The sequence below is a fragment of the Bradyrhizobium erythrophlei genome, from assembly GCF_900129425.1.
GTDB lineage: Bacteria > Pseudomonadota > Alphaproteobacteria > Rhizobiales > Xanthobacteraceae > Bradyrhizobium > Bradyrhizobium erythrophlei_C.
In genome coordinates, this window is record NZ_LT670817.1 from 5,950,471 (window position 1) to 5,969,166 (window position 18,696).

General features: G+C 61.3%; 15 protein-coding genes and 2 pseudogenes. 6 read left to right on the forward strand and 11 right to left on the reverse strand.

The features are described from left to right. Nucleotides 1-65: 65 nt before the first annotated feature. A complete protein-coding gene (locus B5527_RS28555) occupies nucleotides 66-539 on the reverse strand; it encodes a VOC family protein (RefSeq protein ID WP_079604482.1) in 474 nt (157 codons plus the stop codon). 528 nt (nucleotides 540-1,067) lie between these two features. Here B5527_RS28555 and B5527_RS44655 point away from each other — a divergent pair. Further along, a pseudogene (locus B5527_RS44655) lies at nucleotides 1,068-1,160 on the forward strand (IS21-like element helper ATPase IstB); the annotation flags it as partial. 82 nt (nucleotides 1,161-1,242) lie between these two features. On the opposite strand, the gene B5527_RS28565 reads toward B5527_RS44655, so the two are convergent. Next, nucleotides 1,243-2,121, reverse strand: a complete 879-nt coding sequence (locus B5527_RS28565; protein ID WP_079604484.1) for a hypothetical protein — start codon at nucleotides 2,119-2,121, stop codon at nucleotides 1,243-1,245. Nucleotides 2,122-2,611: 490 nt separating this feature from the next. Between B5527_RS28565 and B5527_RS28570 the strand changes: the two genes are divergently transcribed. Next, complete coding sequence (locus B5527_RS28570; RefSeq protein WP_079604485.1) at nucleotides 2,612-4,102, forward strand: hypothetical protein; 1,491 nt, start codon at nucleotides 2,612-2,614, stop codon at nucleotides 4,100-4,102. A gap of 339 nt (nucleotides 4,103-4,441) precedes the next feature. On the opposite strand, the gene B5527_RS28575 is transcribed toward B5527_RS28570, so the two are convergent. The 7 genes from B5527_RS28575 to B5527_RS28610 all read right to left on the reverse strand — a co-directional run bounded on the left by B5527_RS28575 (nucleotide 4,442) and on the right by B5527_RS28610 (nucleotide 12,549). After that, nucleotides 4,442-5,419 (reverse strand): ABC transporter substrate-binding protein, encoded by a 978-nt coding sequence (locus tag B5527_RS28575; RefSeq protein ID WP_172842694.1) that lies wholly within the window; start codon nucleotides 5,417-5,419, stop codon nucleotides 4,442-4,444. 304 nt (nucleotides 5,420-5,723) lie between these two features. After that, the gene (locus B5527_RS28580) at nucleotides 5,724-6,149 is read right to left on the reverse strand and encodes a cupin domain-containing protein (RefSeq protein ID WP_079604487.1); all 426 of its coding nucleotides are present in this window, start codon (nucleotides 6,147-6,149) and stop codon (nucleotides 5,724-5,726) included. 510 nt (nucleotides 6,150-6,659) lie between these two features. Continuing rightward, nucleotides 6,660-7,457, reverse strand: coding sequence for an enoyl-CoA hydratase/isomerase family protein (locus B5527_RS28590; RefSeq protein ID WP_079604489.1), 798 nt, complete (start codon nucleotides 7,455-7,457; stop codon nucleotides 6,660-6,662). 34 nt (nucleotides 7,458-7,491) lie between these two features. Beyond that, complete coding sequence (locus B5527_RS28595) at nucleotides 7,492-8,691, reverse strand: pyridoxal-phosphate-dependent aminotransferase family protein (RefSeq protein ID WP_079604490.1); 1,200 nt, start codon at nucleotides 8,689-8,691, stop codon at nucleotides 7,492-7,494. Nucleotides 8,692-8,844: 153 nt separating this feature from the next. Next, entirely contained in the window at nucleotides 8,845-9,924 is a 1,080-nt protein-coding gene (locus tag B5527_RS28600) for an MBL fold metallo-hydrolase (RefSeq protein ID WP_079604491.1), read from the reverse strand. Between the two features lie 49 nt (nucleotides 9,925-9,973). Then, nucleotides 9,974-11,254, reverse strand: coding sequence for an MFS transporter (locus tag B5527_RS28605; RefSeq protein ID WP_079604492.1), 1,281 nt, complete (start codon nucleotides 11,252-11,254; stop codon nucleotides 9,974-9,976). An 86-nt stretch (nucleotides 11,255-11,340) separates the two neighbouring features. Next, entirely contained in the window at nucleotides 11,341-12,549 is a 1,209-nt protein-coding gene (locus B5527_RS28610; RefSeq protein ID WP_079607575.1) for a pyridoxal-phosphate-dependent aminotransferase family protein, read from the reverse strand. Between the two features lie 118 nt (nucleotides 12,550-12,667). On the opposite strand from B5527_RS28610, the gene B5527_RS28615 reads away from it, so the two are divergent. From B5527_RS28615 to B5527_RS28625, 3 genes are all read left to right on the forward strand, one after another. Beyond that, the gene (locus B5527_RS28615; RefSeq protein WP_079604493.1) at nucleotides 12,668-13,405 is read left to right on the forward strand and encodes a GntR family transcriptional regulator; all 738 of its coding nucleotides are present in this window, start codon (nucleotides 12,668-12,670) and stop codon (nucleotides 13,403-13,405) included. A gap of 99 nt (nucleotides 13,406-13,504) precedes the next feature. Beyond that, the gene (locus tag B5527_RS28620) at nucleotides 13,505-16,489 is read left to right on the forward strand and encodes an FAD-binding and (Fe-S)-binding domain-containing protein (RefSeq protein ID WP_079604494.1); all 2,985 of its coding nucleotides are present in this window, start codon (nucleotides 13,505-13,507) and stop codon (nucleotides 16,487-16,489) included. Continuing rightward, complete coding sequence (locus tag B5527_RS28625) at nucleotides 16,482-16,910, forward strand: GlcG/HbpS family heme-binding protein (protein ID WP_079604495.1); 429 nt, start codon at nucleotides 16,482-16,484, stop codon at nucleotides 16,908-16,910. Before B5527_RS28620 ends, B5527_RS28625 begins: the two co-directional genes overlap by 8 nt. A gap of 398 nt (nucleotides 16,911-17,308) precedes the next feature. Here B5527_RS28625 and B5527_RS28630 read toward each other — a convergent pair whose 3' ends face one another. Beyond that, nucleotides 17,309-17,536 carry a hypothetical protein gene (locus B5527_RS28630; protein WP_079604496.1) on the reverse strand — a complete coding sequence of 76 codons (228 nt, stop codon included), beginning with the start codon at nucleotides 17,534-17,536 and terminating at the stop codon, nucleotides 17,309-17,311. A 368-nt stretch (nucleotides 17,537-17,904) separates the two neighbouring features. Then, complete coding sequence (locus tag B5527_RS28635; protein WP_079604497.1) at nucleotides 17,905-18,306, reverse strand: hypothetical protein; 402 nt, start codon at nucleotides 18,304-18,306, stop codon at nucleotides 17,905-17,907. A gap of 137 nt (nucleotides 18,307-18,443) precedes the next feature. Between B5527_RS28635 and B5527_RS28640 the strand changes: the two are divergent. Further along, nucleotides 18,444-18,545: pseudogene (locus B5527_RS28640) on the forward strand (helix-turn-helix domain-containing protein); the annotation flags it as partial. Nucleotides 18,546-18,696: the final 151 nt, after the last annotated feature.

Genomic DNA, 18,696 nt, shown 5'->3' on the forward strand with positions numbered 1-18,696 from the left:
CGGCCAGTTTAGGCGATTCCATCACGTCATCAACTCGGATAAAGTTTTCGGTACACACTGCCGCCTCAGCCGCGCCGTGCCGCTTTGATCGCGGCGAGGTCGATTTTCTTCATGTCCATCATGGCATCGAATGCGCGCTTAGCTTCATCGCCGCCGGCCGCCAGCGCCTCTGTCAGCACGCGCGGCGTAATTTGCCAGGAGACGCCCCACTTGTCCTTGCACCAGCCGCACGCACTCTCCTGGCCTCCATTGCCGACAATGGCGTTCCAGTTGCGGTCGGTCTCTTGCTGATCATCGGTGGCGATCTGAAACGAGAAAGCTTCGTTATGCTTGAACGCGGGACCGCCGTTGAGGCCGATACAGGGGACGCCGGCGACCGTGAATTCCACCGTCAGCACGTCGCCCTCCTTGCCGGATGGGTAGTCGCCGGGTGCACGGTGGGCGACACCCACTGCGCTGTTGGGAAAGGTTTCGGCGTAGAAGCGGGCAGCCGCCTCTGCATCCTTATCGTACCACAGGCAAATCGTGTTTTTGGCCATTGCGTGTCCTTTCGCTCTGCTTACGCGCCGTCTGCCGGAAGCCTTGCGTCTTTTCCGGCATTCTTGCGCATCAATGAAATCTGGATGTGCCTATAAAGTGTAGCGACGCGGTCCATAGTGAACAAAGAGGATGACCATGACACCTCGAAGGGCAACGTTCCACCATACGGCCGCCGCAGCTCCTTGAACGACAGCGCAAACACCGGCGACGCCCGAACTCGCATGGAATACGATGCAGGTGATGACGATGGCCCGCAACGCCGCGGCATCGCTTATCTTGACAGCCAGAAAACACAGCGTAGCGAGGGCGAGTTCCGATGCTCCCAGCAGGTAGCAGAGGAAAAAGGCCGACCGCGGAAGTTCGATTCCGGCGACGCCGGGAACCAGCTCTGGCCACAGGAAGAGAACGACGCCGGCAGCGAGCATTGCTACCGCATTGATTATGAGCAGCCGTTGCAAGTTCATCGCGGCCTCGTTTTCCCTGCGCTTGCTTGTTGTTCTTCACAACACGGAGTCTTCGGGACTGCGGCCCGTAGCGGACGGCAGGGCAGCATCGCGGAGCATCTGACCTGGATGGACTTCATCGTCCTTGACGAACTCGGCTACCTTCCATTCGCCAAACGCTTCGTATGCGTAGATCCTCCAGAGCGTGATCAGATGAGGTTAGATTGAGCCAGGACGCAGCGGAAACTTTTATCGACGGCTACCAGTCGTCGTCGTAGATCCAGTCCCTTGGGATTCGAGGCCGCGCTCTCACGTATGGGGCCTGATGCGTCCGCTCGGGCTTGCGCACGCTCGGAGTCGGCTGCGTCGGAGGCGGTGACGTCTTGGGCGGGTTCTGCTCGGAAACCTTCGCGAGCACGCGTTTTATCTCTTCCTGGCTCGCCTTGAGCTCCCCAATGGCTTTTGAATTGTCGCTGGCTATCTGTTGCTGGTTCGCCTTGAGCTGTTCGATGTTTCGCTCCACATTCGCAAGATCGCGCGCCATCGCTTGCAGCAGCTGTGTATCGGCAAGTGCTGCGGTAGCTGTCGGCGCGGCGTCTTGCGGTGCGGTCTGAGCCAAGGGCGTTGCTTGCGGTGGGGTCTGAGCCAACGGCGTGGCTTGCGGTGCGGCCTGAGCCAACGGCGCTGCTTGCGGTGCGGTCTGAGCCAACGGCGTTGCTTGCGGTGATGCTGCCTCAGCCACTTGAACGATAGGTGGAGCGGGCTGCGCGGGAAGCGGCGGATTTTGCGGCGGCAATAATCGAGTTGAAACGAGCTGCGGCGCCCAGCGGGCGACAACCAGCTTGGCCCGGTTGCCATAGGACGACTGCAAAACCAGGGCAGCGACAACGATGCACGCCGCCAGCGCCAACCCGACGAGGGCCCGGAGCGCCGGCCTTCCGGGCGGTGGTTGCGGGCCAGGTCCGGCCGAAGGTGGGCGCGCGGCATCGCGGTCCATTTTTGCAAGCCGTTCACTCAAACGCGCGAGCTCTTCATCCGCGCGCGCGATCTGTTCGTGGACGTGCGCGAGTTGTTCATCGGCGCGCGCGATCAGGGCATCGTGGGGCTCAATTGGTTTTGGAGTGGATGTGGAGTTCATTGGCGTCTCTCTTTTCCGTCCAATGTCATCCGATGGTGACGGTCGACTATCCGTCGGATCGACCAGCCGCCAGCGCTCCGTTCAGTCTTGTCCAAAGAATGGCCGTATGATGGAGAGAATGGCCATATGATGGAAGGATATGGGATCGCATGGCGACAGCGTCCCGGAGTCCGGCGGCCACTGCGGTGCAGCCGAGCGGCGCGGCGGCTCTCCTCTCTGGTCGGAAGACCGGCAGGTCCCGGTCGGGTCAGACTCGGGAAACGTCGACGTTTCAATATTGCGTCCGCTTTCCTCCGTTCACCATCACCAGTTCCGCGTGGGTATTCGTTAACCAGAAGATTCTTCAGCGGGCAGTGATCGAATTGCACGAACGATCTTCACTCAACTTTAAATCGGTCATTCTAAAGCAACAATCGTTTGCATCTGGCCATGCCGACCAAAGCATGCGGAGCCCGCAGGAGGCTCGCTTCGATCGTGAAGGGGCTCATCTATGGACGCGCTGCAGGTTTGGGGCGACTCCAAGTTTGATAGAGGGCCAGACGCGATCAGGTCTTACTTCCAAAGATCAGGAATCTATATCTTCCTGATTTCATTTGCGTGTGTGTATTACCTTTCGAACGCGTCGCTCCTGCTTGCCCACTATGATCTGGGATGGCACCTGGCTGCCGGAGACCTGATCAGAAGCAGCGGCCATATTCCTTTTCAGGATCCATGGTCATTTACCCTTGGAGACAGGCAATGGTACAATCTCTCCTGGCTTTGGGACGTGATTGCCAGTGTATTATTTCAATATACGAAATTTAGCGGCCTCGTATTATTTGTAGTCGCCTGTGGCGCAGTCATCGTCGGATATCTTGCCTCCGCCTGCCTGAGGAGCGGAGCCTCCGCAGCTGCAGTCGGTCTTTCCGTTTTCTCCGCGTGTTTGCTTTACCCCTCTTTCGCGACGCCCCCGAATATTTATCTCGCCGCTTCGCCAAACACTTCCACGATGTTGTTCTGCGTCATTTTCTACGCAGAATGTCTGAAAAGAACGAGATGTTTCCTGCTGCCTGCGATCATGGTCCTTTGGGCTAATCTGCATGGCGGCTTTTTGCTTGGTTTTCTCATTGGCGGCATTTTTTGCGGCGCGGCTTTGCTCAGACGGGATTGGGTACATTTCAAGATCTACAGTTTCGCGGGAGTCGGCTGCTTCATTGCGATATTCATCAATCCTCTGGGCTGGCATATCTACGACGGCCTGTCGTCCACATTGGGCCACTTTGTGCAGGCGAACATCACCGAGTGGCAGTCTTATTATGCAAACATGACCCTGCCGGGGAGCATTCCCGGCATCCTGTATGCTTTGATATTTATCGCGCTTGAACTGCGCTACAGAGGCTCTCGTCCCATTCCCCTGGAGTCACGGCTGCTCTCCTGGCTCTTCTTGTTTTTGGGACTTTATCAATTCAGATACATGTCTTTCTTTTTTATCTTCTCAACGGTTCCAATGGCCCTTCACATTGACCGGCTGCTGCCTAAAGCGCTGAATAATTTTGAAGTCCAAAGATCGTTGCTGGCCGCCGGCGTCATTGGAATGTGCGCCCTGCCGTTGACCTTTATGCAAACAGAACCGGCTCTCGAACTTCCGGAAATGATTTCAGAGCAGGATGCGCTCTATCTTCAAACACACTTTTCGCATGCGCGGCTTCTGAACCACTGGAACGTCGGAGGACTTTTGATTTTCCGAACCCACGGCACCGTACCTGTGTTCGTCGATGGTCGGGCAGCTACCGCTTATCCGGATGCTTTACTGCGTGACTATTTCAAGCTGGTCGACGATGAGTTTGACGAGACCGCCTGGGACACGGTGCTCGAGAAATACCAGATCGATGCGGTGCTTTGGGTAAAGGCGCATGAAGCGTTAAGGCGGTTTCTCGTGGATAAGAGAGGCTGGAAGGAGGAATACGCAGGATTGTATGAGACCATTTACGTCAAGCCATGACGGCCCACGTCCAGCCGGCTCCCAATTAGCGGACATTCAGCCCCCGTCGGCATGTCTCAAATGTGCCAAGGCCGGCTCATGCACCGCAGCAGATGGCATCTCTAGACTAATGCTTCATCCTTCGAGCGGCATCGCTTGGCGATGCTCTTCACTCCCCTCCCTCCACGCGCCCTTGCGCGTGGTGGGGAGGGGTCGGGGGTGGGGGGTAGTGCGGCAATCACCCATGCAGCCGTTCCGGCCGATAGACCCCCCACCCCCGACCCCTCCCCGCCGCTTTGCGGGGGAGGGGAGAAGAAAAGTGTGCTGGCCCACGTGAGATGGAAAGCGCTCTAGTCTAGACTAGTCGATGACCTCGTCGGCGGCGACGACCAGCGATTGCGGTACGGTGAGGCCAAGCGCCTTGGCGGTCTTGAGATTGATAATCAATTCGTAGCTGGTCGGTGCCTGTACCGGAAGCTCGGCCGGCTTTTCGCCTCGCAGAATGCGATCGACGTAGGACGCCGCACGCTTGAACAGACTGGGCAAGTCCGGACCATAAGATATCAGGCCGTCGTTGAAGCGATGCGGGTAGACTGCCGGCAAGCCGCATTTGGCAGCGAGCGCGATGATCTGCACATGATTGGCTTCGTTAAAGGTGTCCGGCATCATCATCAGGCCTCCGCCGGGCTCGCGCGCGAATTCAGCGACGGCAGCGTCGATCTCTGCAGAATTATGAACGGGGGCGGCGACAAGCTTCACCGGGATTGTGGGCGCCAGCGCATCCAGCGTGCGCAAAAACCCGGTAGGGACGGTTGCCAGGTTATAAATATATACGACCCGCCGCACAGACGGCGCGATCCTCGTAAGCAGTTCTATCCACTTGCCGACCATCGAAAATTCCAGATTTTGAAAGCCGGTGACATTGCCTCCGGGGTGCGGAAAGCTCTGCACGAAGCCGCTGCCCACGGGATCGACGACCCACCCGAACACGATCGGAATGGTGTGCGTCTCCCTCAGGAGCGCGGCCACGACGGGAGTGGAGCGAGCGACAATGACGTCACACTGCGCGCCAACCAGGGCTTTCGCGGACGCCTGGATACGATTGGGTTCACCGCCGGGCCAGGAATATTCCATTTGCAGGTTACGGCCCTCGATCCATCCCAACTCCTGAAGTCCCTGCTTGAGGCCCTTCACTTCGGATTGACCTTCAGGGTCATCAGGATCAAGCGCCATCAATACGCCGATCCGCCGCACCCGTTCCGGCTGCTGCGCCCGCGCCGCGAGCGGCCACGCGATTGCCGCACCACTGAGAAGCGTGATGAACATGCGCCGTTGCATGTGGGGGCCCCTGAGAAGACGCCTTTGCAATGAACCTAGCATTTTCCGTCCGGGCTACGAGCGAGAATTGCAAGGAGTCCACGGCAGAAGCCAATCAGGCCCAATATCGCAGATGGGTCAATCGTGTCGTGATGACCGCACGCCCGTTACTTGCCGTCTACCGCGTTGCGATAACCGGACATTCTCAGCGCGTGTGGGCCTTTCCCGAATGGGGTAGAGCCGACATGCACGCCCGCTTTGAAACGAGAGAGACCGGCCAAGGCGGCCTCTCCGGTGATTGTTCTTTGGAAATGAGTTTGTTTTTTCAGGCCGGGGACGCGAGCGGCTTGCCTTTCTCCACGACATAGGTACTGACGATTACGGTCTTCGTGTCGCCATTCTTGGCGCCGGCATGCGGTGTTGCGACCGGCACCTGGAAGCCGTCGCCCGCCTTCACCATGCGCGTCGGCTGTCCCTCGATCGGCAGTTCGATACCGCCGGAAACGACGTAGCCCGATTCGATTCCCGGGTGCGTATGCCGTGCCACCAAGGTGCCCGGATCGATGGTGACTTCGGCGACGATCGTCACGTAGCCGGGCATCGGCCCGTCCATCTGCGACAGCATCTTTCGCGTGAAGCCGATCGGAGCGGGTGGTGGCGTCCCTTGCGCCGACACTTCGGTCGCGACGAACTCGGCAAGCCCACACAGCGCACAGGATGCAAGCCCGGCAAATCCACGTCTTGTCAGCATGATCGTTTCCTCCTGCTGGATCCGGATCGTTCACGTCCGGATTGAATGGGGGCGGATAGTATGCCTTTCGAAATGGCGTGCAAGTCGGGAGGGTCGGCCTGGACGAGGGTCGATTTTGGATCGGAAAATCTTCCGCGCCATTGCCACGTTCACCGGCATCATTTGCGCGTCGCCGAAGCGGCCGCTGGCGCGTGGAGATCGCAGCGCGGAAAAAGCCAACGGCGCCGGTTCGTATCGGAAGCCGCGCCGTCGGCCGAAACTTGATCGTTGTGACCCGACTAGACGATCAGGATGTCGTGCGGGTGGAGCGTCAACCTCACCGATCATAATCCTGAGGTCGTTGTCGCGTCAACATGCACGCACTGCAATCGAGCGCATGCTGGACTCGCAGGATCAAAGGGGATTCTCGCGAAATAATTTTGAACCTAAATACAAATCCGGCGACTAAACTTTCTCCCAGGAGCGAACGGATATCGGGGGCGTGCCGGCGCGGAGTTCGAGCGCCGGAATCTATTTGCCCTTCCAGTTCGGCGTGCGCTTGTTGAGGAAGGCATCCATTCCCTCGCGGAAATCCTCGCTCATGTACGCGCGAAGGATCAGATCCTCGCCCTCGTCGCGCGACAATGTCCGGCGGATCCGGCGCACCGCCTCTTTTGTCACCTCGAGCGTGATCGGCGCATGGCTGGCCAAGAGCTTCGCGGTTTCGTCGGCGCGGCGCTGCAGCGTCTCGACGTCAGGCACCACTTCGTTGAGCAGCCCCAGCGCAAGCGCTTCGGGCGCTTCAACCAGCCGCGCCTTGAAAATCAGGTCCTTGGTCCGCGCCGGCCCGATCAGCGAGACCAGCCTGGAGATGTTGGACATCGACAGGCAATTACCGAGCGTGCGCGCGATCGGAAAGCCGATCCGGGTCGCCGCGGTGCCGATCCGGATATCGCAGCAGGCGGCGATGCCCGCGCCGCCGCCGGTGCAGGCCCCGGCGATGGCCGCGATGGTCGGCACCCTCACCTGTTCCAGCCCTCCCAGCACGCGGTCGATCCGAGCCTCATAGTCGAGCGCGTCCTGCGCGGTCTTGAAGGCACGGAATTGCGAGATGTCGGTGCCGGATGCGAACGCCTTGTCGCCAGTGCCGGTGAGGATCATCGCCTTGATCGAGTGGTCGGCGTTGACGGTCTCGCAGATCGCGGCCATCTGCTCGTACATCGCAAAGGTCAGCGCGTTGCGCGCCTGCGGACGGTTGAAAGTCAGCCGGGCAATGCCGTCCTCGACAATATAAATCAGGTCTTCAGTCGCTTGTACGGGAGCGTTCATCGCGCACTCTTTCTGTTGTTGCGGTCGAAGTTGATCAGGCGACGGCGGCCTTCGGCATCGGTACCACGTCGCGGCCCTTGAGGACTTCCATGGCGGCCAGCACGCCGCCGCTGCGATGCGGCACCTTGGCGAGGTCGAGACCCATCTCGATGCCCGACAGCGTGCCCATCAGCATCAGGTCGTTGAAATGGCCGATGTGGCCGATACGGAATGCCTTGCCCTTGAGCTTGCCGAGACCGGTGCCCAGCGACATGTCGAAGTTTTCCAGAATCACCTTGCGGAGCGCGTCAGCATCGTGCCCGTCCGGCACCATGACCGCGGTCAGCGCCGGCGAATAGCTGTGCGGGTCGAGGCAGACCAATTCCATATTCCACGCCTTGACCGCCGCGCGGGCCGCCGCGCCATGGCGCTTGTGTCGCGCGAACACATTATCGAGCCCCTCTTCCTCGAGCATCGCAATGGCTTCCCTCAGCGCAAACAACAGGTTGATGGCGGGCGTGTAGGGAAAGGTGCCCAGCTTGTTGATCTCGATCATGTCCTGCCAGTCCCAGTAGGACCGCATCGAGGTGTTGGCCCTCGAGGCCGCGAGCGCCTTTTCCGAGATCGCGTTGAAGCTGAGGCCCGGCGGCAGCATCATGCCCTTTTGCGAACCGCCCACGGATACATCGATGCCCCAGGCATCGTGTTCGAATTCGAGCGAGGCGAGCCCGGAGATGGTATCGACCATCAACAACGCCGGGTGGTTGGTGCGATTGAGGGCTTTGCGAACTTCGAGCGGATGCGTGACGCAACTGGTCGAGGTCTCGTTATGCACCACCAGGACGGCCTTGATCTTGTGCGCACGATCGGCGGCAAGCCTTGCCTCGATCTGCGCGACATCGGCGCCCCGCCGCCAGTCGGTCGGCAGGAATTCGACATCGAGCTTGAATTTCTCGGCGATGCCCCGCCACAGCACCGCGAACTGGCCGGTTTCGGCCAACAGCACCTTGTCGCCGGCCGACAGCGTATTGACGATCGCGGCTTCCCAGGCGCCGCTCCCCGACGCCGGATAGATGATGACCGGCTGTTTGGTTCGGAAAATGCGCTGGCAGCCCGCCAGCACGGCATGACCGAGTTCGGCGAATTCGGGGCCGCGATGATCCATGGTCGGCATATCCATGGCCCGCAGCACCCGGTCGGGCACATTCGTCGGTCCTGGAATCTGAAGAAAATGCCTTCCAGTATGCAGGGTCATCTGGCGTCCTTCCCGGGGGGTATCGTGGCTCGGCAGCGCTCGAATATCACTATTCGGCGGGCTTGTCCCCTGCCCGGCGGTCGCCGTCAATGCCCAAGGAGATAGGCACTGTTTTGCAGGGCCGGAACCCCGGATGCGCAAGGCGCGGGAAGGCTATCGTTTGCGCCCCTTTTCGATGTTGATTTCCGTATCGAAGCAAGTCGGCTCGCGATAACCGCGGGACACCGCGACAAGATTCGGGTCATTGTCCCTCAGCGCCTGAAACACCGGTTCCGTCGCACGCCACAGCGGCATGTGACCGCGCAGCGCGCCATCGTGATGGGCCGGCATGAACACGTCCGGTTTATAGAGGTTGGCGTGCTCGACCGCCTGCTGCTCGGTTGGAACGTTCAGGATGTCGGCGGAGAGCCCGACGATCGCGAGGTCGACGCCCCCGAGCTTTTGCATCGCCGCCTTCTCGTAATCGGTCACGTGGCCGCCGCTGTCGCGGTACATAATTCGAAATCCGTCGTCGAGCGTGATCAGGTAGGCGATCGTTCCCTCCGTCACCACCCGCGGGTCGAAGGTCCCGCGCGCCCGTATCGCCTTTTCTTCAGCCTCCTCGTCGGGGCCCGCCTTGGTCAGGAGAGAATTGTAGGCGCCTTCCAGGACCTGGGTGACATGCTTATCCGGTTGCCCGTGAAGCGCCAGAATGGGCTGAACGGTAAAACCCTCGAAGTTCAGCACCTCACCGCCCTTGCCGGTCACGGTCTTGATCTGCGATTCCGGTACCGATTCCGATTTCAGGACATCCGTCGTCAGCGCCGCTCCCACCAGCGTGGCGCCGGTCCTGATTCCGACCGAGGCGGCGTCCGACATATGATCGTAATGGCCGTGTCCGATGATGATCGCATCGGCTTTCTTGACGTCGGCCGCGGAAAATCCCAGGGGCGGATAATCCTTGCCGCGATCGAAATAGGCATCGAGCAAGATGATCTTGCCCTTGTAGGTAAGCTCGTAATTGGAGAAACCGGTCCAGCGCACGGCCAGGGTATGAGGGTTCTGCGGACCGGGTCCGCCCGTCGAGGTCAGCCGGTCGCTGGTGCAGGCGGGGTCGCGCGGCTGCGCCATGAATTCGCTCGACGCGATCGCCGCATTTTTATCCGAGCGCGGATCGGAGAACGGCTGGGCGCGCGCGCCGCCGAGCGAACACAACGCCAGCGCGGCGAAAGCCACGCTTGAATATCTGACCATGGGGTCTCCATTGCGGTGAGATCAACGTGGCTGGCGGGACTCGCCGCCTTCATTCCGCGGCGACCGGTCGCCCCGCCGGGAGGGCGCTTCCCTCGTCAAATGGGATTTCCGGATGCATCAGAAATGCGCTGAAACCTCCGATCAGCAAAAGTCCCATCGACATCAGGAACGGCAAATACCAGTTGCCGGTCACGTCGATCACATAGCCGGCCACCAGCGGCGAGACAATCGCCGCCAGCGCGGAGCCGGTATTCATCAGGCCCGCGGCGGTGCCGGAATATTTCGGGGCGATATCCATGGGCACCGACCACATCGGACCGATGGTGATCTCGGCGAAGAAGAAGCCGCCGGACAGGCAGATGGCGACCACCGTGATGTCGCGGGTGAACAGGATCGGAAACAGCGAGAGCAACGCGCCGGCAAAACCCGCCACCGTGACACTCAGCCGCGCGAAGCGGACATTGCCGGTGCGCTTGAAGATGCGGTCCGAAAAGACCCCGCCCAGGCTGTCGCCGATCACACCGGCAAAGAACACGCCCGAGGCGAACAGCGCCGAATTCTTGATGTCCAGATGATAGCTGTTCTTGAAGAACAGCGGCAGCCAGTTCAGGTACAGCCACAGCGTCCAGCCGTAGCAGAAATAGGTCAGCGTCACCGGCCACATCCGGCGCAGCAGCGGGCCCCAAGGCACCTGGGGCCGCGTATTCGCCGGGCGCGGCGGCAGTGTCGCCAGTTCGGCCTCGGTGATCCCGGGATGATCCTTGGGCTCGTTGCGGAAATACCAGGCCCAGACCACACCCCATATCAGGCTGACCAGCCCGAGCGCGATGAACGAGCCGCGCCAGGTCAGCCAGGCCATCAGGATTGCGATCAATGGCGGCGTGGCGGCATTGCCGAGCCGCGCGAAGGCGTGGGTGAGCCCCTGGGCAAAGCCGCGCTTGCTGGCGGGCGTCCAGTATTGCATGGCGCGCGTGGCGGTCGGGAAGGTCGCGCCTTCGCCGAAGCCGAGCGCGACGCGGGCGATGAACAGCGTCGACAGGCTGGTGACGAAGCCGGTCATGATGGTCGAGGCGGCCCAGATCAGGCCGCACCAGAATAGCGTTTTGCGCGGGCCGAAGCGGTCGCCGACCCAGCCGCCGATCACCTGGAACAGCAGATAGGGATAGGCGAATGCCGAGAACACCAAACCGAGCTGCGTGTTGCTGAGGTGGAGTTCCTTCTGGATCTCGCTCGCCGCGGTGCCGATGTTGACCCGGTCGATATAGGTGATGAAGTACATGATGCACAGCATCGCCAGCACGACATGGGTGGGCTTGAACCGAAGCCGCATTTTCTAACTCCCGAACTCGCTTTTATTGATTTTGCGGCGGCGCCGGCTGACCTGCACCGATCGCGCGGAATTGCGTTCCGCGCGGGCTAGGTCTTGACCACCTTCAGGTGTCCCGAAGAATTCGACTCGGTTCGCTGGTCCAGCAACTGCATCGCCGCGTCGACACCGCCGGCCCGATGCGGCACACCGGCGGCGGAGAGCCCCATCTCCACGCCGGACAAGGCTCCCATCAGGGTAAGCTCGTTGCACTCGCCGAGATGGCCGATGCGAAACACCTTGCCCGCCAGCTGGCTCAGGCCGGAGCCGAGCGACATGTTGTAATTGTCGAGCACGGTCTTGCGGAACTTGTCGGCATCGTGCCCCGGCGGCATCAGCACCGCCGTCAGCACCGGCGAATATTCGGCCGGCTCGAGACACAGCACTTCAAGGCCCCAATGCGTGACCGCGGCACGGGTGGCCGCCGCGAGGCGCTTGTGACGGGCGAACACGTTATCGAGCCCCTCCTCCAGCAGCATCGCGATGGCTTCGCGGAGGCCGTAGAGCAGGTTCGTGGCCGGCGTGTAGGGGAAGAAGCCGTTCGCATTGGGCTTGAGCATCTCTTCCCAGTCCCAGTACGACCGCGGCATTTTGTTGGTCTTGGCGGCGGCGCGGGCCTTCTCGGAGATGGCATTGAAGCCGAGACCCGGCGGCAGCATGAATCCCTTTTGCGAACAGCTGACGGTGACGTCGACCTTCCACTCGTCGTGCCGGAAATCGACCGAGCCGAGCGAGGAGATCGTATCCACCAGCAGCAGCGCGGGGTGACCGACCTTGTCCAGCGCGGCGCGGATGTCGCCGACCCGGCTGGTGACGCCGGTGGAAGTCTCGTTGTGCACCACCATGACCGCCTTGATGGTGTGCTTCGAATCCTGAGCCAGCTTCGCCTCGATCGCCGCGGGGTCGGCGCCGTGGCGCCAATCGCCCGGCATGAAATCCACCTCGATGCCCCAGCGCGCGGCCATCTGCCGCCACAGCGTGGCGAAGTGGCCGGTCTCGACCATCAGGACCTTGTCGCCCGGCGACAGCGTATTGACGATCGTCGCTTCCCAGGCGCCGGTGCCCGACGAGGGAAAGATGATGACCGGGCCTGAGGTCTTGAAGATTTTCTGGGAGCCTTCGAACACCGTCTTGGCGAGCTCGGCGAATGCCGAACTGCGGTGGTCGATGACCGGCATGTCCATGGCGCGGAGCACGCGATCCGGGACCGGGCTGGGGCCGGGAATTTGCAGAAAATGGCGTCCCTGGTGCTGCGTCATGGCTTCCTCGCTTGGATTTGGTTGCGGCCATATTGCATTCATTTCAGCTCGCTTCAACCAACAAATTGTTTACAGTTTTTGATCGACGGCCACCCCTCAAAGGCATATGTTGGGGCCCATGAAGCCCCTGATTCCCAGTGACGCCACTTCGACAGCCGTCGCGGCCGGACCGGCTCCCGACCGGGAAGACCAGTCGCTGCATGACGAGATCCTGACCCGATTGCGGGACCACATCGTCGAAGGCAACATTCCGGACGGCGGCCGCGTTCCCGAACGCCAGCTTTGCGAGATGCTGGGAATCTCGCGCACGCCGTTGCGTGAAGCGCTGAAAGTACTGGCGGCCGAGGGATTGGTCGAACTGTTGCCCAACCGCGGCGCCCGCGTACGGCAACTGAGCGAGCACGACCTCGGCGAACTGTTCGACGTCATGGGCGGGCTCGAAGGGCTCGCCGGGCGGCTCGCCTGCGAAAACATCACCGACGCCGAAATCGCCGAGATCGAGCGGCTGCATTACGAGATGTACGGTTTCTATCTGCACCGCGACATGCACGGCTATTTCCGCGTCAACCAGCTGATCCACCAGAAGATCGTCGAAGCCTCGCGCAACGCCACGCTGCTCGCCACCTACGCCAACTTCGCCGGACGGATTCGCCGGGTGCGCTATTCCGCCAATTTCGCCCGCAAGCGCGAGCGCTGGGGCGAGGCGATGCGCGAACACGAGACCATCCTGGACGCGCTGCGCCGCCGCGCCGGCAACGAACTGAGCGACATCCTGTTCGTTCATTTGCGGAACAAGCGGACCGCGGCGGTTGAACATTTGCGGGTCGCGGGGCCGACCGAGGCCGAGCCGGCCTGACGCAATTTTGAATTCAAAACACGAACAGCGTCAAGATCAATTGAATCTCCTGTCCGATCCAATTTCAAGTGTGCGGTGCTGCCTGGTAGCGGGGATGGGATGTCCAACAAGGCCTTGATGACGCTTGAAGAGCGGCTGGCGCGCGAGACCTCCGGGGAGGTGCTGTTCGATTCGTTCAGCCGCGGCCGCTATGCCACCGACGCATCCTTCTACCAGATCATGCCGGCCGGCGTGGTGGTGCCCCGCAGTATCGACGAGGCCTTGCGGGCGCTGGCGATCTGCCGCGATGCGGGGCGGATCGTCACGCCGCGCGGCGGCGGCACGTCGCAATGCGGCCAGACCGTCAATGACGGCATCGTCATCGATTTCTCCAAACACCTGAACCGGCTGGTCAGGCTCGACGTCGACAACCGCACCTGCGTGGTCGAACCGGGAATCGTGCTCGACGACCTCAACCGCCAACTGAAAAAACACGGCCTGTGGTTTCCGGTCGATGTGTCCACCGCCTCGCGCGCCACCATCGGCGGCATGGCCGGCAACAATTCCTGCGGCGGCCGCTCGCTGCGCTACGGCACCATGCGCGACAACACGCTGTCGATGGACGCAGCCCTTGCCGACGGCACCCTGCTGCATTTCGGCGAGGTGCCGCGCGATCTCGCGGCGGTGAATCTTGGCCACACCGGACTTGATCTTTTTCGCGACATGCTCGATCTCGGTGAACGCGAGGCCGCCGAGATCGCCGAGAAATTTCCGCAGGTGCAGCGCCGCGTCGGCGGCTACAATCTCGATGCGCTGGTGCCGCGCAATGCCGCAAACAACATGGCGCATCTGCTGGTCGGCTCCGAAGGCACGCTCGCCTTCACCACACAGGTCGAGCTGAAGCTGTGGCCGGTAATCCGCAACAAGGTGCTGGGCGTCTGCCACTTCGGCAGCTTCTACGAGGCGATGGATGCCGCGCAGCATCTGGTCAAGCTACGCCCGATCGCGGTGGAGCTGGTCGACCGCACCATGCTGTCGCTTGGCCGCGAAATCGCGATGTTCAAGCCGATCATCGGCACCGCCGTGCGCGGTGATCCCGATGCGGTCCTGATCGTCGAGTTTGCCGAGGAAGACCAGGCCGAGAACTTGCAGCGCCTGAAGCAGCTTGGCGAGTTGATGGGGGATCTCGGCTTTGGCTGGAACCATCCGCAGCGCAAATGGGGCGGCGTGGTCGAGATCACGGAGCCGGGCTTGCAGACCGGCATTGCCGAGTTTCGCGCCGCCGGCCTCAACGTGATGATGTCGATGAAGCAGGAGGGCAAGCCGGTCTCGTTCGTCGAGGACTGCGCGGTGCCGCTGCCGCATCTTGCCGATTACACCGAGCGGCTCAACGGCATCTTTGCCAAACACGGCACCCGCGGCACCATGTATGCGCACGCCTCGGAGGGCTGCCTGCATGTGCGCCCCGTGCTCAACCTGAAACTCGAAAAGGACGTCAAGGCGATGCGCGCCATCGCCGAAGAAACCTTTGCGATGGTCAGGGAATACAAGGGCTCGCATTCCGGCGAGCACGGCGACGGCATCGTGCGATCGGAATTCCATGAGACCATGTTCGGCCCGCGCATCATCGCCGATTTCAGGGAGGTCAAGGAGCGCTTCGATCCGCGCCACGTGCTCAATCCCGGCAAGATCGTCGACGCGCCCCGTATGGACGACCGCGCGCTGTTTCGCTATCCGCCGGATTACCGCGTCGGCGAATTCAAGACGGCGCTCGACTGGTCGGCCTATCCCGGCGCCGGCGGCGGTTTCCAGGGCGCGGTCGAGATGTGCAACAACAATGGCGCCTGCCGCAAGCTCGAAGGCGGTGTGATGTGCCCGTCCTATCGCGCCACCCGCGATGAAAAGGATGTCACGCGCGGACGGGCCAATACGCTGCGGCTGGCGATTTCCGGCCAGCTCGGACCGGACGCGCTGGCGTCGGATGAAATGGCGGACACGCTAAAACTCTGCGTCTCCTGCAAGGCCTGCCGCCACGAATGTCCGACCGGCGTCGACATGGCCAAGATGAAGATCGAGGTTTTGGCGGCGCGCGCAGCGAAACAAGGGCTTTCGCTGAGGGATCGGCTGGTGGGCTATCTTCCGCGCTACGCGGCGCTGGCGTCGCACCTCGCCCCGCTCGCCAATTGGCGCAACAACAGCCCGCTGCTGCGCAGGCTGTTCGAGAGATTTGCCGGCATCAGCGCGCAGCGGGCGCTGCCGGCGTGGCGGCGCGATGTGTTCAAATCCGACGCGGAGGCAACAGGCCCGGCCGATGGCCGCGAAGTCGTGCTGTTCGCCGACACTTTCAACCGCGCCTACGAGCGGGAAAATCTCGACGACGCGGTGCGCGTGCTGGTTGCGGGCGGATACCGCGTCCATATTCCGAGACCCGCCGATGGCAGCAGGCCGTTATGCTGCGGGCGGACCTTTCTCTCGGCGGGCCTGGTCGACAACGCTCGCGCCGAGCTCGATCGGCTGGTCGCGACCTATGCGCCGTTCGCGCTGCGCGGCGTCCCCATCGTCGGACTGGAGCCGAGCTGCCTGCTGACACTGCGCGACGAGCTGCTTTCGCTGCGCGCCGACGACGTTGCAAACAGCATCAGCGCGCACGCGCTGTTGTTCGAGGAGTTTCTGGTTCGCGAGGCCGAGGCCGGCCGCCTGCAATTGGCCCTCGGTCCGCTGGATCGGAAAGCGTTGGTGCACGGGCACTGCCATCAAAAATCATTCGGCGCCTTTAAACCCGTCGAGCAGATACTCCGGCTGGTTCCCAAATTGAACGTCGAGACCATCGAGTCCAGTTGTTGCGGGATGGCCGGCGCGTTCGGTTACGGCGCCGACACCTATCAGGCTTCGATCGCCATGGCGGAGCTCTCGCTGCTCCCGGTCGTACGCCGCGCGGACGAGACGACGCTTGTTGTCGCCGACGGCACCTCGTGCCGGCATCAAATCAAGGACGGCGCTGACCGCAGCGCCGTTCATGTCGCCCGCGTGCTGGCGATGAGCCTCGACAGCGCACAATCCAGCGCTTATCCCTCCTCCATCGCAAAGGAACCGATCCATGGCTGAACTGACCCTCGACGTCGCCCGCAAAATTCTCGATGCCGCACTTGCCAAGGCGGTCGAGAAGAAGCTGAAGCCCCTCGTCATTACCGTTCTCGACGTGCGCGGCTGCGTCAAAGCGAGCGCCGCGCAGGACGGCACCAGCCTGATGCGCGGCGAGATCGCCCATGGCAAGGCTTACGGCGCCCTGGCGATGGGCATGGGATCGCGGGCGCTGTTCCAGCGCGCGCAGGAGCAGGCTTATTTTGTCAGTGCGGCAAATACGCTGGCGCAAGGCCGCCTGGTGCCGGTGCCCGGCGGCGTGCTGATCCAGGACGGCGGCGTGTTGCTCGGCGCCGTCGGCGTCAGCGGAGACACCTCGGACAATGACGAGATCTGCGCGATTGCCGGCATCGAGGCGGCGGGGTTGAAGGCGAATCCCGGGTAGCTGACATCGCCCGCCACGCCACTGGTGTCGTCCCTGCGAACGCAGGGACCCCGGCGTGAGCGCAAAGCGCTCATCGCGGCGCCGTGGCCTCTCGTTAGAGCGGGATGGAGAGACCTTCAGCACGACGGAAGCCGGTGATTATGGGTCCCTGCTTTCGCACTAGGGCATGCACAGATCTGGTGCGACGGATTGACTCGGGGGCTGGTTAGGGGGATTCCAGAATCGGGAATTCGTGTGATTTCTATTGCGACATTTCGGCTTTGGCAGAGGTGTCGAGGGCGAGTTCTCCAATGTGACAAACAGCTATGCCGGCAAGGGCGTGGTGCGGTATTCCTTTTAGCTTCGCGAGTTCCGCTTGCGTGAAGGTTTTCGGACCCAAGTCTATTGGCCGAACAAGCCTATTGGCCGAACAGGCCGGCTTTCGGCAATGGCTTCTGTCCTTTGCCCGACCGCAATGGTGCATCCGCGCGCGTTTCGAGCTTCTCGCGCAAACTCGGCGGCTTGTAGAAATGAAGTAGGCCCTGACCGATTTCGTCAACGCGGGTTATTGACCTCGGCAATGTCCGCCGTTCGCATCCAGGAATAATCATCTGCATTCCGGCCGAGGTGCGTTCGACGTCAGACATGTTGCGGCTCCGAGTTAGTCACCAGGGGACAAGATTCGCACATCGTCCGGCGCCTACCTATGCGGCCCAGCGCAATCCCCAGAAAAAAGTCGGGCGAGCGACGAGCGGGAGGTGGCGCCCTCGCCATTCACCACCACTCAGGTGGGGCTCGGGGTCTGCCTTTCGCGCAAGAACGGTCGACAAGGACGCTATTTCCGAACATGGCACTTTCGGACCTTGCGCCGAACTCGCCATGTCCGCTCATCCCAGCCGGACATCTCTGCGTTCGCTACGTATGTCAGCAACGGGCCGGCATCGGAATTCCCCAAATCAGTGGCGAACGGCTTCCCAACTGACCGACATCGCAGCGAACGGTATCGCCGATCCGCCTAATTTGAATATTCCCAGAAATCGTCTGGAATAGCGCTTCCCATGGCAGCCCGCATGGCATCCCGAAAAAGCTTCGCTGCGGGCATTGGACGAAAAGCTATTGTGCGGTCGACAATAAGTCCCTCGTCGTTTTCTTCGATAAGATCGAAACTTTCCAGCTCGTGCCCCTGAATTATTCCCTTCCATCTCAGTAAGGTTCTTCGGTCGTCCAGCTTCCACTCACCCGTATAGGCGCCTTCTCGTAGCGTGGTCGAGGTCGCGAAAATCTTTGCAACTACCGCACGACCTTCTGCGGTCCGTATCAACACAGGACTGTGAAAAACAACATTTGGAGCGAGAAGCTTTTCGTAGTCAGCTACGGTAGCGTGGCCTGACTCGCGCAGTTTTCGAATCGCATGCATGGTGGATGGCTCCTTGGATGGGCTGAGACCTGTGCCTGCTTCTCGGTGATCTTTGCTGCGTTTCTCCGTCAACTCGCGCCTTGTTTAGTGCCCTTGAGGGACATGATAGCAGTTCAAATAAGCGTCGTTAAGAGGCTGGCCAGATCGCGAAGATAACTGGCATCAGTCGCCAGACCATCTATCGGATCAAGGACGATCCAGTTGCGGCGGAGGCGGTGCTGTCGAGCTGGGCCGGATGACGCACCTTCTCTAAATCGACTCGAGGAGTTTCAACTCGAAGTGGTTGAGTTGCGGTTTCGGCACACATCCATCTTTTTTATTTTGTGAACGAAATCTTCATTTGTCTGCCAGTCGGCCGAAAGTCTAGATGTCGATCTCATAGGCGCCGAT

What these genes read in the sequence shown, in the direction of transcription:
- B5527_RS28555 (WP_079604482.1), bottom strand. Translation starts at nt 539, where the DNA reads ATGGCCAAAAACACGATTTGCCTGTGGTACGATAAGGATGCAGAGGCG.
- B5527_RS28565 (WP_079604484.1), bottom strand. Translation starts at nt 2,121, where the DNA reads ATGAACTCCACATCCACTCCAAAACCAATTGAGCCCCACGATGCCCTG.
- B5527_RS28570 (WP_079604485.1), top strand. Translation starts at nt 2,612, where the DNA reads ATGGACGCGCTGCAGGTTTGGGGCGACTCCAAGTTTGATAGAGGGCCA.
- B5527_RS28575 (WP_172842694.1), bottom strand. Translation starts at nt 5,419, where the DNA reads ATGCAACGGCGCATGTTCATCACGCTTCTCAGTGGTGCGGCAATCGCG.
- B5527_RS28580 (WP_079604487.1), bottom strand. Translation starts at nt 6,149, where the DNA reads ATGCTGACAAGACGTGGATTTGCCGGGCTTGCATCCTGTGCGCTGTGT.
- B5527_RS28590 (WP_079604489.1), bottom strand. Translation starts at nt 7,457, where the DNA reads ATGAACGCTCCCGTACAAGCGACTGAAGACCTGATTTATATTGTCGAG.
- B5527_RS28595 (WP_079604490.1), bottom strand. Translation starts at nt 8,691, where the DNA reads ATGACCCTGCATACTGGAAGGCATTTTCTTCAGATTCCAGGACCGACG.
- B5527_RS28600 (WP_079604491.1), bottom strand. Translation starts at nt 9,924, where the DNA reads ATGGTCAGATATTCAAGCGTGGCTTTCGCCGCGCTGGCGTTGTGTTCG.
- B5527_RS28605 (WP_079604492.1), bottom strand. Translation starts at nt 11,254, where the DNA reads ATGCGGCTTCGGTTCAAGCCCACCCATGTCGTGCTGGCGATGCTGTGC.
- B5527_RS28610 (WP_079607575.1), bottom strand. Translation starts at nt 12,549, where the DNA reads ATGACGCAGCACCAGGGACGCCATTTTCTGCAAATTCCCGGCCCCAGC.
- B5527_RS28615 (WP_079604493.1), top strand. Translation starts at nt 12,668, where the DNA reads ATGAAGCCCCTGATTCCCAGTGACGCCACTTCGACAGCCGTCGCGGCC.
- B5527_RS28620 (WP_079604494.1), top strand. Translation starts at nt 13,505, where the DNA reads ATGTCCAACAAGGCCTTGATGACGCTTGAAGAGCGGCTGGCGCGCGAG.
- B5527_RS28625 (WP_079604495.1), top strand. Translation starts at nt 16,482, where the DNA reads ATGGCTGAACTGACCCTCGACGTCGCCCGCAAAATTCTCGATGCCGCA.
- B5527_RS28630 (WP_079604496.1), bottom strand. Translation starts at nt 17,536, where the DNA reads ATGTCTGACGTCGAACGCACCTCGGCCGGAATGCAGATGATTATTCCT.
- B5527_RS28635 (WP_079604497.1), bottom strand. Translation starts at nt 18,306, where the DNA reads ATGCATGCGATTCGAAAACTGCGCGAGTCAGGCCACGCTACCGTAGCT.